Origin of the sequence: Filibacter tadaridae (assembly GCF_900609045.1) — a bacterium.
In the GTDB taxonomy this organism is placed as follows: Bacteria; Bacillota; Bacilli; order Bacillales_A; family Planococcaceae; genus Sporosarcina; species Sporosarcina tadaridae.
In genome coordinates this window covers 213,582-227,693 of record NZ_UXAV01000044.1, presented here as the reverse complement: position 1 = coordinate 227,693, position 14,112 = coordinate 213,582, and the positions used below count along the sequence as shown (strand labels likewise).

16 protein-coding genes are annotated in these 14,112 nt (G+C 42.2%); all 16 read left to right on the top strand.

The features are described from left to right. Window positions 1–9 precede the first annotated feature (9 nt). The 16 genes from FILTAD_RS14185 (at window position 10) to minD (ending at window position 13,914) form a co-directional block, all read left to right on the top strand. Window positions 10–1,668, top strand: a complete 1,659-nt coding sequence (locus tag FILTAD_RS14185; RefSeq protein ID WP_124071622.1) for a GspE/PulE family protein — start codon at window positions 10–12, stop codon at window positions 1,666–1,668. A gap of 11 nt (window positions 1,669–1,679) precedes the next feature. Further along, window positions 1,680–2,723 carry a type IV pilus twitching motility protein PilT gene (locus tag FILTAD_RS14180; RefSeq protein WP_124071621.1) on the top strand — a complete coding sequence of 348 codons (1,044 nt, stop codon included), beginning with the start codon at window positions 1,680–1,682 and terminating at the stop codon, window positions 2,721–2,723. Beyond that, window positions 2,720–3,925 (top strand): type II secretion system F family protein, encoded by a 1,206-nt coding sequence (locus tag FILTAD_RS14175; protein WP_124071620.1) that lies wholly within the window; start codon window positions 2,720–2,722, stop codon window positions 3,923–3,925. Before FILTAD_RS14180 ends, FILTAD_RS14175 begins: the two co-directional genes overlap by 4 nt. A gap of 92 nt (window positions 3,926–4,017) precedes the next feature. Then, entirely contained in the window at window positions 4,018–4,473 is a 456-nt protein-coding gene (locus tag FILTAD_RS14170; RefSeq protein WP_124071706.1) for a prepilin-type N-terminal cleavage/methylation domain-containing protein, read from the top strand. Between the two features lie 111 nt (window positions 4,474–4,584). Then, on the top strand, window positions 4,585–5,562 hold the full coding sequence (gene pilM / locus FILTAD_RS14165; RefSeq protein ID WP_124071619.1) for a type IV pilus biogenesis protein PilM: 978 nt from the start codon (window positions 4,585–4,587) through the stop codon (window positions 5,560–5,562). Then, window positions 5,563–6,153 (top strand): hypothetical protein, encoded by a 591-nt coding sequence (locus FILTAD_RS14160; protein WP_124071618.1) that lies wholly within the window; start codon window positions 5,563–5,565, stop codon window positions 6,151–6,153. It begins immediately after the preceding gene. Then, the gene (locus tag FILTAD_RS14155) at window positions 6,150–6,854 is read left to right on the top strand and encodes a potassium transporter (protein WP_124071617.1); all 705 of its coding nucleotides are present in this window, start codon (window positions 6,150–6,152) and stop codon (window positions 6,852–6,854) included. The genes FILTAD_RS14160 and FILTAD_RS14155 overlap by 4 nt, the downstream gene beginning before the upstream one ends. Before the next feature lie 32 nt (window positions 6,855–6,886). Further along, window positions 6,887–7,642, top strand: a complete 756-nt coding sequence (locus FILTAD_RS14150) for a prepilin peptidase (protein WP_124071616.1) — start codon at window positions 6,887–6,889, stop codon at window positions 7,640–7,642. 89 nt (window positions 7,643–7,731) lie between these two features. Further along, complete coding sequence (locus tag FILTAD_RS14145; RefSeq protein WP_124071615.1) at window positions 7,732–8,400, top strand: hypothetical protein; 669 nt, start codon at window positions 7,732–7,734, stop codon at window positions 8,398–8,400. A 95-nt stretch (window positions 8,401–8,495) separates the two neighbouring features. After that, window positions 8,496–9,110: a Maf family protein gene (locus tag FILTAD_RS14140; RefSeq protein WP_124071614.1), complete on the top strand. Its 615-nt coding sequence runs from the start codon at window positions 8,496–8,498 to the stop codon at window positions 9,108–9,110. A gap of 16 nt (window positions 9,111–9,126) precedes the next feature. Further along, window positions 9,127–9,801 carry a RadC family protein gene (gene radC, locus FILTAD_RS14135; protein ID WP_203229725.1) on the top strand — a complete coding sequence of 225 codons (675 nt, stop codon included), beginning with the start codon at window positions 9,127–9,129 and terminating at the stop codon, window positions 9,799–9,801. A 155-nt stretch (window positions 9,802–9,956) separates the two neighbouring features. Further along, the gene (locus FILTAD_RS14130) at window positions 9,957–10,973 is read left to right on the top strand and encodes a rod shape-determining protein (RefSeq protein ID WP_124071612.1); all 1,017 of its coding nucleotides are present in this window, start codon (window positions 9,957–9,959) and stop codon (window positions 10,971–10,973) included. An 18-nt stretch (window positions 10,974–10,991) separates the two neighbouring features. Next, the gene (mreC, locus tag FILTAD_RS14125; RefSeq protein ID WP_124071611.1) at window positions 10,992–11,885 is read left to right on the top strand and encodes a rod shape-determining protein MreC; all 894 of its coding nucleotides are present in this window, start codon (window positions 10,992–10,994) and stop codon (window positions 11,883–11,885) included. Continuing rightward, window positions 11,882–12,406, top strand: coding sequence for a rod shape-determining protein MreD (mreD, locus tag FILTAD_RS14120; protein ID WP_124071610.1), 525 nt, complete (start codon window positions 11,882–11,884; stop codon window positions 12,404–12,406). Before mreC ends, mreD begins: the two co-directional genes overlap by 4 nt. A 36-nt stretch (window positions 12,407–12,442) precedes the next feature. Then, complete coding sequence (gene minC, locus FILTAD_RS14115; protein ID WP_124071705.1) at window positions 12,443–13,114, top strand: septum site-determining protein MinC; 672 nt, start codon at window positions 12,443–12,445, stop codon at window positions 13,112–13,114. A gap of 2 nt (window positions 13,115–13,116) precedes the next feature. Further along, window positions 13,117–13,914, top strand: coding sequence for a septum site-determining protein MinD (gene minD / locus FILTAD_RS14110; protein ID WP_124071609.1), 798 nt, complete (start codon window positions 13,117–13,119; stop codon window positions 13,912–13,914). Window positions 13,915–14,112 lie beyond the last annotated feature (198 nt).

Genomic DNA, 14,112 nt, shown 5'->3' with positions numbered 1-14,112 from the left:
GATGCACAGATGATTAAAAGAAAAAGAATTGGTGACTTACTTGTTGATGCGGAAGCTATTACCAGAGAGCAATTGCAAACAGCTCTCAACGAAAAAATGAATGAAGAAAAAATAGGGGACTACCTAATACGGGTGAATCTCCTGACCGAACAACAAATGATAGAGGTGCTGGAGTTTCAGTTAGGTGTACCGCATGTCCATTTAAACCAGATTCCAATTGAACCAGAAGTACTTAAACTGATTCCTGAAGAGCTTGCAAAAAGGGCTTCAGTCATGCCTATCAGTCGGGAACGGAACAAATTATTTGTCGCGATGGCGGATCCGATGGACTATTTCGCGATTGAGGAAATACGGCTTACGACGGGGTATCATGTTGAACCACGTATTTCATCCAAAAGCGACATTTACCGAACGATAACAAAGTACTATGATTTACAACAATCGATGGAAGATGCAATGAGTGACGTCACTCTTCAAGAAGTTGCTAATGATGCTGAATTGTTGGATGAGGAATCGCCAATCGTTCGACTAGTAAACCAGATCATTGCGAATGGCGTCGCCCAGAATGCAAGTGACATCCATTTCGATCCCCAGGAAAATGAAATGCGCATTCGTTACAGAGTAGATGGTGTTCTACGCACTGAGCGAGCCATACCAAAACATATGCAAAGTATCATCATTGCGCGCGTTAAAATCTTAGGGAATTTAAATATTACTGAGAATAGAGTTCCGCAAGATGGCCGTATTAAGACCGTTATTAACTTACGGGCGGTTGATATCCGACTTTCCTCATTACCAACCGTTTTTGGTGAAAAAATGGTTATGCGGATTTTGGATATGGGAAGTGCGTTAAATTCAATCGAAAAGCTGAATTTCTCAGAAAATAATCTAGGGTTGTTCAAGAAAATGATTACTTCACCAAATGGTATTGTCCTTGTAACAGGACCAACCGGGTCAGGGAAATCATCCACACTTTATGCAGGTCTCAGTACGCTAAATACCGAGGGCGTCAATATTATCACTGTTGAAGACCCTGTCGAGTACCAGTTAGAAGGAGTTAACCAGATTCAAGTTCGAGATGATGTAGGCTTGACATTCGCATCGGGATTACGTTCAATTCTACGTCAGGATCCTGATATCGTAATGATTGGGGAAATCCGGGATTTGGAAACAGCGCAAATTGCGGTCAGGGCTTCACTCACAGGTCACTTGGTTCTTAGTACGTTACATACAAATAGTGCCGTTGAATCGCTTGCACGTTTGAGTGATATGGGCGTTGAACCATTTCTACTTTCCTCATCTCTTGTGGGGATTGTGTCACAGCGTCTCGTTCGAAAAGTATGTCGAGATTGTGGGCAAGCCTATACGCCTGATGAGGCAACACGTTCTATATTTCACAAGTATGGTATGGACGTAACTGAATTACGAAAAGGCCATGGTTGTCCATCATGTAATGGAACGGGGTACAAGGGAAGAATTGCGATTCACGAGGTATTGCCAATCAGTAAGGAAATAAAGACCATTATGATGACAGCGATGAATTCCGATGCTATTCGGAGTCAAATGGAAAAAGACGGCATTCACTTAATGGTAGAAGATGGTCTTCTGAAAGTGAAACAAGGAATTACGACTCTGGAAGAAGTGTTGCGAGTTACTACGCTTGAATAGGTTGTGAGCAAATGGATTTTATATTAAAAGAATTAATGCGGCAAGCATTCGATAGAAAAGCATCCGATATTCACTTAACATCGGATTTGCCACCAGTATTTCGGATTGACGGAGCGTTAGTAAAAATAGGTGGTGATGCTGTCACTGCTGATAACTTGAAGGCGATGGTCTGGGAGATCACCCCTGACCGCAAACGTCTCGAATTGGAAGAAATAGGTGAGACGGATTTCAATTTTGCGCTTGAAGAAATTTGTCGGTTTCGGATTAACGCCTATAAGCAGAAGCAATCCTACGCCGTTGCACTAAGGCTTATTCCAACTAAAATTCCATCACTGGACGAGCTTGGCATGGGGAGTGTGTTTAAAGAACTCGCGGAACATCGTCAAGGACTTGTCCTAGTAACAGGCCCAACTGGCTCGGGAAAATCGACAACATTGGCAGCAATGATTGACCATCTGAATAAAAAGTTTTCGAAACATATCATTACACTTGAGGATCCGATTGAGTATTTACATACGCATCAGAAATCGGTCATTAATCAGCGGGAAATCGGCTTGGATACAGCGAGTTTTGCAAATGGACTTCGGGCATCATTACGGCAAGATCCTGATGTCATTTTAGTCGGTGAGATGCGGGATTTAGAAACGATATCGACTGCCATTACAGCTGCAGAAACTGGCCACTTGGTGCTAGCTACATTGCATACGAGTACGGCGGCTTCAACGATTGACCGGATTATCGATGTATTCCCACCGTCCCAGCAGAATCAGATTAGGCAACAACTTTCTACGGTCATTCGCGGCGTTATATCACAACGTTTATTTGTGAAGGCAGGAGGGTCAGGCCGAATTGCTGCAACTGAAATTATGATTCAAACACCATCCATTTCGAATCTAATCCGGAGTGAAAAAATCCATCAAATTGCAAATGTATTACAGACAAGTAAAGCACTTGGTATGCACACGATTGAAATGGACGTGCAACGTTTACTAGCTACAAAAACAATCAGCTACGAACAGGCGAAGCCTTTTCTAACAGTAGGTGAATTCCGATGACAGTCTATAAATACAGTGGACGTGCAAAAGATGGTTCAGTGAAAAAGGGCGTTATTAACGCACCAAGCGAAAGTAAAGCAATTGAAGATTTGCGGAAAAAGGGCATTAATCCAAGAGAAATACAACCATCCAAAAGCATTCTGCATAAGGATATCGGATTAGGCGGATCCGTGAAAAACCAAGACTTTGTCATTTATTGCCGGCAGTTTGCAACATTGATTCGCGCTGGGATTTCGATTGTGGAAGCGACAGGTATTTTGAGTGAACAAGCCGAGGGTAAGCCATTGAAACAAGCATTAAGTGAAGTAGAAGGAGATATACGTAGCGGGACACCTTTTTCGGAAGCAACAAATAAGCATAGCAAAGTGTTCCCACCGTTATTCATCAATATGATTCGGGCAGGGGAAGCGACAGGTGGCTTGGAAGATACACTGGACAGGCTAGCGGCTTATTATGAAAAGCAATTTACGCTTAAAAAAAAGATTCAATCGACAATGATGTATCCCTTTGCTTTACTATTTATCACAATAATTGTCGTTATATTTATGATGATCTTTATCGTGCCACGGTTTACATCGATGTTTGCTGATTTTGGTGCAGAACTGCCATGGATCACCTTGTTCGTCCTTGGACTTAGTGAGTGGATTCAAAATTACTGGTGGATAGGATTGTCAATTGTTGCGATTAGTATCATTGTTTTGACGTATTCCTATAAATCTAGTGAAGCATTTCGCTTTTCTGTAAGTGTTGTATTATTGAAAATGCCTATTTTCGGCAAGATGCTTCAAAAAGCGGCGATTGCCAGGATGACAAGAACGTTATCGTCCCTTTTCAGTAGTTCAGTGCCAATTCTCAATGCGCTAACGATTGTAGAGAAGGTAATCGGTAATCCTGTTGTCGGAAAAGTCGTTTTAGAATCTCGTGCAAGCTTAGAAAGGGGCGGCACGTTGACAGCACCACTTAAAAATAGTTGGATTTTCCCGCCTCTCGTTACGCAAATGACAGCAATCGGGGAACAAACCGGTTCACTTGACTATATGCTCGAGAAAATTGCCGATTTTTACGAAGATGATGTCGATCGTACAGTGGATACATTGAAATCACTAATCGAACCGCTAATGATTGTTATATTGGCCGTCGTCGTTGGTGTCATTGTACTAGCCATCATGGTACCGATGTACAGCCTGTTTGAACAGATTTAAGGATAGACCTATTTGACATTGAGAGGAGGTGAAGAAAGAAAATGAACGGATTAAGCTCGAATGAAATGACTAAAACTACAGGGGGCAATACTATGTTGAATAAATTCAAGAAACAAATGAAAAATGAAAAAGGTATGACTTTGATTGAATTACTAGCAGTTATCGTGATTATCGCGATTATCGCAGCGATTGCTGTACCGGCAATTGGTGGGATTATTAGTAATACAAAAGACAAAGCATTACTCGCTGATGCGTCAAATATACTTGCGGGAGCTAAATTAGCAAATGCTGGTGGGGCTTGTACAGAAACAACTGATGCTACTGATGCTACTATTACTGCTGTTGAATGTTCCCATGATGTTCTAAAGAAATATGTTGAAAATGTTAAAGACTTTGAAAACGTTCCTACAAACTTTTCAGCCGAATTGAAAAATAATATTTGGACTGTGACCTATTCCGGATTAAGTCAGATAAATAACGAAAAATATGACGCTGGTACAGATAAAAAAATAACTGAATCTGAACTTAACGAACTTTTGAACAATTAATAACACCCCTGCAGCAGCAATCCCTGTTGCTGCAGTTTTTTTAGTTTTCATCTCGAATGAATGCGTTTGTCGTTCATTGGATAGGTCGACTGAAGTTCAAGGGGGATTTAAATGTTTAAGAAGTTTGGAAAAAAGTCATTTGTATGTGTGGAGTTAACTGATTATGTGTTTAGGCTGTTGTATAAGGAGTCTGTTGAAGATACTAATTTTTCCGTGTTTGAATTAGCGTTGAATGAAGGACTCGTCACACATGGTCAATTGTTGAATGAACTGGAGTTATTCGATTTACTTAAAAAGACATTAAGCAGTTGGGGAATGCGTAAGAAAGATGTCCGTTTTTTCGTACCGGATCAATCTGTTCTTATGCGTCCTATTGATGTACCTGAAGAAGTACAGAGTGCGAATCTAAGAGGGTTTGTAGAGATGGAGATTGGTAACTCCATTCACTTGCCTTTTGATAATCCGCTTTTTGACGTATATGATGCAGACCCGGCGGATGGCAAAGCGATTCTTTTTGCATCACCCGAAGAGGATGTAAGAGGACTTGCAGACTTATACGATGATTCGTCTCTTCATTCGAAAGTGGCTGAAATACGTATGCTTGCAAATGGCCGATTTTTGAAAAAAACGAATGTCTTTTCAACAGATGATTCTTATTTAGTTGCGGATTGGTCCATTAATGGGCTTTCTGTCGGGATTTTCACGAATAATGAGTTGGAGTTTCTTCGCTTTCAAGAAATCGACAGTCAATTTTCGCAATGGAAGGCCGAAGAAACCAAAGATAAAAAAGTGACATTTGAGTTTTCAGGAACACCCTTCGATTATGATAACCAGCTTATCGATCAAGTCGGGGAAATCGGACGTATTATTAACTTCTATCGTTTCTCACTTCATAAAGGTGACCGTACCATCGAGAAAATTATTCTAATGGGAGACAACCCTAAAATGAACCTCATCAGGGAACAGACCGAACAAGCCCAAGAACAAAACGTCATAGTTATCGATGATATGTATATGGATCGGTTCTATCCAAATTTAAATGGAAGACATGCTGCACTTGTCGGTCTTGCGTTAAGAGGAGGAGAATAAATGGTCGCTGAAATAAACTTGCTTCCTAGTAAGAACAAAAAGATTCTTTCGGGTAAGGTGTACATAATCATAGTTGGTATCGTCTTTATAATCATTGCACTGTTTCTTACATACCTACTTTTATCAAGTAAACAAGAAAGAATGCTAGTGGAATCTAAACAGAATCAGGTGCAGGCTGAAGTTATAACGCTACAAAGTGAAGTGGCCGCGACAACGTCAAATGAAACTGGATCTAGGCAATCTGCTGTCGATTTTACGGAAATGGTTTCGTATCCAGTGTCTCCGATTATCCTGGAAGTGGGTACCTATTTGCCACGCCATTCCTATCTGCGAAACTATGAGTTCTCAGAGCAAACGGTAAAGTTCCAGGCGGATTTTGAAGATAAGACTATGATTGCGCAATTTATTTCGGATTTATTGACTAGTCCGTTGTTCGCGGATGTAAAAGTGGATGAAATCACCTCTTTCCAGGTTGGGAATGGGACGACCGTTGATGAATTAGAGGATTTCGATGAAGTTCCTCGGTATTCAGCAAGTTTTACACTTGATATTAATGTGTCTTATGTAAGTAGCATGGAGGTGACAAAATGACAATGAATCGTATGTTACCTTTTGCACTCGTAACAGTTCTTTTGATTTCCTTGTTATTTGCTTTTTATTTCTATCTTGTGAAGCCTGTTCAAGATGAAGTAATGTCCATTGAGACGTCTGTTGCATCATCGAAACAAGAGGTTGCTACACTAGAAGCGCGCATTGAAGCGAACAGTTGGGGAAAAGATGATACAAGTGAGATGAAACTGTTGGAAAAGGTCCCAGATAACCGTGAACTTTCGAATGTTATTGAAATCTTGCAGGAAGCGGAATTAGGTACAGAGTCTACGATACAGTCAATTGCTTTTAATAATTATGATGGGTCTGTACAAGAGTCTACTATTAACGTACCCGAACCGGAAACGAATCCGGAATCTGAAAGTGAAACCTCTGAAACGCCAGAGGAAAATTCATCGATCGAATCAGAAGGTGCAGAAAGTGAAGTGACCCCGAGTCCGACACCTGTTTCAGAGATTGCAGAAACATCGCTACCGGAAAGTCTTAAGTTGCTAACACTTGAAACAACTGTTACTCATAAAGACTATGAACAATTTCTACTATTTTTAAAAGAAATCGAGAAGAATGAGCGGATTATAAAAATAGATTCCGTGAATTTCAGTTTACCGGGTGAAGATATTGGTGCTGATGAAGTGGAAACAATATCGTCAACAATTCGAATGACAACGTTTTATTTACAATAACCTAAGTCTGTTTCTGTTGGAGTGTGCGTCTATTGATCTATGTATATACAACCTTATTCTTCATCTACGGCATCGTCTTCGGCTCTTTCTTCAACGTTGTCGGCTTACGTGTGCCGAAAAAGGAATCAATCGTATCACCGCCGTCCCATTGCACGACATGTGACCGCAATTTGGGACCTCTTGACTTAGTGCCGGTTTTTTCTTTCCTTTTCTTGAAAGGAAAATGCAGGGGTTGTGGCTCGAAAATCAGTTTCGTTTATCCGCTTATGGAGTTTGTAACGGGGGTTCTTTTTGCGTTGGCCTATTACAAGCTCGGTTTTAGCGTAGAACTCATCTTGGCTATTTTGTTCATGTCCCTTCTCGTCATTATTACGGTGTCTGATATTGCTTATATGCTTATTCCGAATCGAATACTTCTGCCGTTTGCGATTGTGTTGTTCGCAGCACGATTGTTTATTCCTTTAGAACCGTGGTGGGATAGTCTATTAGGTGCAGTTGTCGGTTTTGCAGTCCTTTATCTCATTGCGGTTGTGTCGAAAGGGGGCATGGGTGGTGGCGATATTAAGCTGTTTTTCGTCATTGGGCTTGTGCTCGGTACGCTGAATACGCTTGTGACGCTGTTCCTTGCAGCACTTATCGGTGCGATTGCGGGTGTCATACTTTTGAAACGGAGCGGTAAAGGAAGGAAAACACCGATCCCGTTTGGTCCTTCGATTGCAGCTGCCGCTGTCATTTCTTATTTCTGGGGAGCCGATTTTGTCGCATGGTATAGTAATCTGTTTACATAAGTCGATAAATTTTCTGGAGCAAGGCGACAAACGTCTTGTTCTTTTTCATGTTTATTCTGATACGGTTAATAAAAACGGGGTGAATGGCAATGAAATTCGGAAAAAAGTATTCGAGAGTGTCCGTATTTATGGCAATGGTACATGGTGTGATAGTAGGTGTTACAGCGGTTGCTGTGATTGGTCTTTTATTTGTCGTGACAAATGGCAAGGATCCGGTGGGAGCGATAAAGGAGGATATTCCCACGTCGGGCCCGGCACCGGTTGACAAAACTACAACTGATCCAGTGGCTAAGGCAGATGAGTCCTTGCAGCTTTTTGCGAAACAGCATGGTGCTTTTTCAACTGTCGAAGCTGCTGAAACATTCCAGGCTGAAGATCCAACCCTTGCAAAAGCAGCGATTGTAATGGTGGATAAAACGTATTTCATATGGTCCGAGGTTGGTTTGAATGAGGGAGATATCGAGGTAAGCGCTGAAAAAGGCTCGTTCCGTAAAGTCCTTAACGCAAATGCTTCTTCTTGTGCAGCCGATGGCGTGGGAAAACTTCAGCAAGTACTAGCTGAAACAGATATAGCCAAAATTAAAAAATTGATACCTGATAAGAAAGCAGAAAGTAAGGAAAAAAGCAGTGCAAAACAGAAGGAATTTGAGAAGCATATTACCGCCGCTACTGCATTTACAGACGATTTAGAAGTGATTCGACTTCTTCTTTTATCTCATTATGCACAACCCGATAAATGTGTCAAAATCACGTTTTGACCTATTTTTCACTTGCAAATCCTCTTTATCTTAAACGAAACACAATTTTCACATTCCTCTTTATCCGCTATGATGGAAAAAAGGAGGAATAGCTAATGAAATTCAAGGCAGCAAAACCGATTATTTTGGCGTCAACTTCGCCAAGAAGAAAAGAATTGTTACAAATGATTGGCATCCCATTTCAAACTGTGCCGAGTCATGTTTCGGAAGATATTGAAATGATAGGTACTGATTTTGGTGCCTATGCAAGAGAGCTTGCGACGAAAAAAGCACAGGCGGTTTCCAAGGATTATGGTTCAAGTCTTATCATCGGTGCGGATACAATTGTCGTTTTTGATGAAAAAATGTATACAAAACCAGAAAGTGAAGAACAGGCGACACAATTTTTAAAAGAACTATCCGGTAAGACACATTTCGTTATTACAGGTGTTGCGATGTATAGTGACGACCAAATTTCTTCTTTCTCTGTTGAAACGCGTGTTACTTTCCGTAAGTTGGATGATGCGTTGATTGCCGAGTATGTCCGTTCGGGTGATCCTATGGACAAAGCGGGTGCGTACGGCATCCAAACAGCTGGTGCGCTTCTAGTCGAGAAGATTGAGGGCGACTATTACAGTGTTATGGGACTACCTATTTCGAAGCTGACTGAGCATCTACGGACGCAAGCTTACCTTTCCCTGGGAGAAGGTGACGCGAATAGTGACAATTGACCTGCAACCTAAAATGATGATTCGTGATGTTCACATAGCGGACAGGCCACGTGAACGGATGATTAACCAAGGAGCGGCTAGCCTGTCTAATCAGGAGCTGATTGCGATTCTACTGCGTACAGGTACAAAGGACGAGTCCGTACTTGTTCTGGCCAACCGTATCTTATCTTCTTTTGATAAGATTCAGGATTTAAAGGATGCGACAATTGAAGAAATGATGTCCGTCAAAGGCGTGGGGAAAGCAAAAGCGGTACAACTCCTTGCTGCTGCCGAAATCGGCAAGCGTTTGTACCGCAAACATTCGGAAGGGCGATACACCATTCGCTCTCCTGAAGACGCCGCATCGTTTTTAATGACGGACATGTCTTCCTTGACGCAGGAACATTTCGTTGTGTTGTTTTTGAATGTGAAAAACGAAGTGCTACATAAGCAGACCATTTTCATCGGCAGCTTAAACAGCTCGATAGTGCACCCAAGGGACATATTCCGCGAAGCCGTAAAACGCTCCGCCGCATCTATAATTGTTGCGCATAATCATCCGTCCGGCAACCCGTCACCGTCGCCTGAAGACATAGAAGTAACGAAGCGTTTGATCGAGGCGGGGTCGATTATGGGCATTGAACTTATCGATCATGTCATCATCGGAGATCACCGGTTTATCAGCCTTAAAGAAAAAGGGTACATGGGGTGACCCGTTGACTAATAACTGTGGGAAAATTGGAAAATAAAATTAAAATTGTACCTATTGCTATTGACACTGTAACTTTTCCTCCTTATCCGCTATACTAGGGTGTATGATTTCATGAAGGCCGTAATTAGGCGGTTAAGGAGAAAGGAAGAATATACTTGTTTGGAATAGGATCTAGAGATGTCGGGATTGACCTCGGCACAGCAAATACATTGGTTTTCATTAAAGGAAAAGGCATCGTGCTCAGAGAACCTTCTGTTGTCGCGAAAAATACACATACAGGTGAAATAGTCGCAGTCGGTAGTGCAGCAAGAAATATGATTGGCCGTACACCAGGTTCAATCGTCGCGATTCGTCCAATGAAAGATGGCGTTATTGCCGATTATGAAATTACAACTGCAATGATTGAGTATTACATGAAAGAAGCTACGAAAGCAGCTGGCGGTTCGTGGAAAAAGCCGAATGTCATGATTTGTGTGCCATACGGAATTACTTCAGTCGAACAACGGGCTGTAATCGATGCATCGAGACAAGCCGGAGCGAAAGAAGCCTTCACGATTGAAGAGCCTTTTGCAGCTGCAATCGGAGCAAATCTCCCTGTATGGGAACCTACCGGCAGTATGGTCGTCGATATAGGTGGCGGTACGACAGAAGTCGCAGTTATCTCACTTGGAGGCATCGTCACAAGTGAATCTATACGAGTTGGCGGAGATACAATGGACGCTGCCATCATTACGTTCATTCGGAAAATGTATAACTTAACAATCGGTGAGCGGACGGCTGAAGCCATCAAGATTGAGATTGGTTCTGCTAAAGTAACTGGCAAAACGGAGAAAATGGAAATCCGTGGACGTGACTTGTTAACAGGTTTACCGAAAACAATTGAAATCTCTTCAGATGAAATTGCTGAAGCGCTTCGTGAATCCATTACACAAATTATTGATGGTGTGAAGAAAACACTTGAAACGACGCCTCCTGAGCTATCAGCAGATGTCATGGAACGTGGTATCGTCTTAACGGGCGGTGGTGCTTTACTTCAAAATCTTGATAAAATCATTTCCGATGAAACAAATATGCCTGTGTTCATAGCAGAAGATCCACTGGATTGTGTTGCGATAGGTACAGGTAAGGCACTTGATAATTTTGAACTGATTAAAAAGATGCAATCTAGATAAACGGGGAGGACACAGGCAATGCCGCGATTTTTTTCGAACAAACGACTGATTTTACTGCTAGTAGGCATAATTGTCCTGGTAGCTATGATTTCATTCTCATTAAGAGACCGGCAGCACGCCTCACTTCCAGAACAAATTGTGAAGGACGTCGTCGGCTTCGGACAATCATTTTTCTCGAAGCCGGCGCATTACATAACGGGTGTTATTGAAAATATTGATGGTATATTGAATACATATGATGAAAACAAGACATTGAAGTCTCGGCTGAGTGAATATGCGTCTGGACAAGCAGAACTCGCTGATGTACGGTCTGAAAATGAACGTTTACGTGAAATCATAGGTAAAGAAGATAACTTACGTGATTACGAACCCGTCCATGCGACCGTTATATCGCGAAATCCCGATCAATGGGAAGAGAAAATTATCGTTGACAAAGGTGAAGTGCACGGTGTAGGGAAGAATATGGCGGTCATTACCGCTAACGGGCTTGTGGGAAAAGTTATACTCGTGAACAAGTTCACATCTACAATCGAACTGTTATCGACAGAAAATCGTAATTTCCGTGTTGCGTCCGTTATTCCGGGTAAGAAATCCGCTTTCGGTCTCATAGAAGGATATGACCCTGCACGTGGCGAATTAATAATGAAACGGATTGATTCGAACTTTGACGTGGAGGTAGGCCAGAAAGTTATTTCTTCAGGTCTTGGCGGCATTTTCCCGCAAGGACTTCTCATTGGCGAAGTAACTGAAATTTCGACGGATGATTACGGGCTTACAAAATTGGCTTATATCCGTCCTGCTGCTAACTTCGCAATGTTGGATCATGTCATCATTGCGAAACGGACGTCAGTTATAGTTGACGGTACGGATGGAGATAGCACAGCAGGGGTTGAGGGGGAGGAAGGATCATGATCCGTTCCGTTATCCCTCTTATTGCTGTCTTGCTTTTTTTCTTTGAGCCTGTATTTAGCTTGTTTTCACCGATTGATATCGGTGGTGTGAATTTCACGCTTGTACCGAGGTTTGTCATTGTATATCTTATTTTCATAGCCATATATGATAGCCGTCCGCGTGCAATCGTTTACGGAATTGTTCTTGGCCTCTTGTATGATATGTTCCACATTGATATTATTGGATTATATGCATTTCTATATCCACTGATTTGCTTCATCGCAACAGTGATGATACGCCAAGTCCATCGGCATATTACGACTGTAATGCTTTTGGCATTGGCTTTGATACTATTACTTGAAGTTCTCTCGTACTTTTTTGCTAGTTTCATATCATTGACATCTATCGGGATGGAAGAGTTTTTATTTACTAGACTTTTACCGACGATTATAGCGAATTCGATTTTTGTCGGGATGTTCGGCTGGTTTTTCAAAAATCTTATTTATAAAAGGGTATTGCAAAGACAAGGCGAAACGTTATAAGACGTAGGCGTGAAAGGAGAGTTCGGGGTGACGCAAATGGCTAAACAGCAATATGTGACAATCAAAGGGACTAAGGACGGGCTTGTCCTCCGGCTTGACGACAAATGCGCCTATTCGGATATGATTGCCGAACTCCATAGAAAAGTGGGGGAGGATCGCCTGGAAGGGATTGCGGAAGTCCAGGTTCAAACAGGCAACCGCTACTGCAACGAAGAAGAATTAAAGGAGATTATGAACGCAATTCATGCCTCTCCTAATTTACGTGTATCGAAAATTCAAAGTGATGTTATCACAATGGAAGAGTGTAATCGAAAAATACTTGAAAACCAATCTGAAACGTATGTCGGGATCATTCGTTCCGGACAAGTAGTGAAGGCTAAGGGAGATCTTGTAGTCGTGGGTGATGTCAATCCGAACGGCCGTGTTGAAGCTGCGGGTAATATTTTTGTCCTTGGCAGGTTAAAAGGAATTGCGCATGCGGGTGCAAACGGGAATACACAAGCAGTCATTGCAGCTTCCCGGCTTGAAGCAACACATCTACTGATTGCAGATAAAATTGAAATTATGACGGATGAACTAACCATTCTTTCGGAACACCCGGAAATGGAATGCGCGTATATACATTCGAATGGCTTCATCGCCATTGACCGTTTGCAGGAGCTCCGGATCCTCCGGCCTGGTCTTTCATCATTTAAAGGAGGAAGCTAATTGTGGGAGAAGCAATCGTAATTACATCTGGTAAAGGTGGTGTCGGCAAAACGACGACATCAGCAAATCTTGGCACTGCATTGGCTCTCCAGGGGAAGAAAGTTTGTCTTATCGACACAGATATTGGGCTTCGGAACCTGGATGTCATCTTAGGGCTTGAAAATCGGATTATCTACGATCTTGTAGACGTAATTGAAGGACGATGCAAAGTGCAACAAGCACTTGTAAAAGATAAACGGTTCGAAAATGGACTCTTTTTGCTACCGGCGGCTCAAACGACCGATAAAAATGCCATTAATCCTGAACAAATGAAAGTTCTGGTCACTGAATTGAAACGTGACTATGATTATATTTTAATAGATTGCCCTGCAGGAATCGAGCAAGGCTATAAAAATGCCGTTGCTGGTGCAGACCGTGCAATCGTCGTTACAACACCCGAAATTTCAGCTGTACGTGACGCTGACCGTATCATCGGTCTACTTGAGCAGGAAGACATTGAGCCGCCTAAGCTCATTATCAACCGTATCAGACGACATCTCGCCGCAACTGGTGAGGCACTTGATGTAAACGATATTACATCACATCTTTCAATCGACCTATTAGGTATCGTTCTCGATGATGAAAACGTGATCTCCTCTTCAAATAAAGGAGAACCCATTGTCATGGACCCATCCAATCCGGCAGCAATGGGCTACCGCAACATTGCACGCCGAATCCTCGGCGAATCCGTTCCACTTATGTCTCTCGACACTGGTAAACTCGGATTCTTCGGTAAACTAAAGTCAAAACTATTTAAATAAAACCCAAAACCCCCGAAGCGAATTACGCATCGGGGGTTTTTGAATTCGGTGCTACAAACCAGCGAAGGTATCCCCAAGCGCCAAAGCGGCTTCAATGGAGATTCTTTCTCCCAATCACCACACAAACTTTCAGCGAAACTTCACCGAACCCAAATATTTTACACACCTTTATCATATACTGAAAAAAACAGGTGGTGT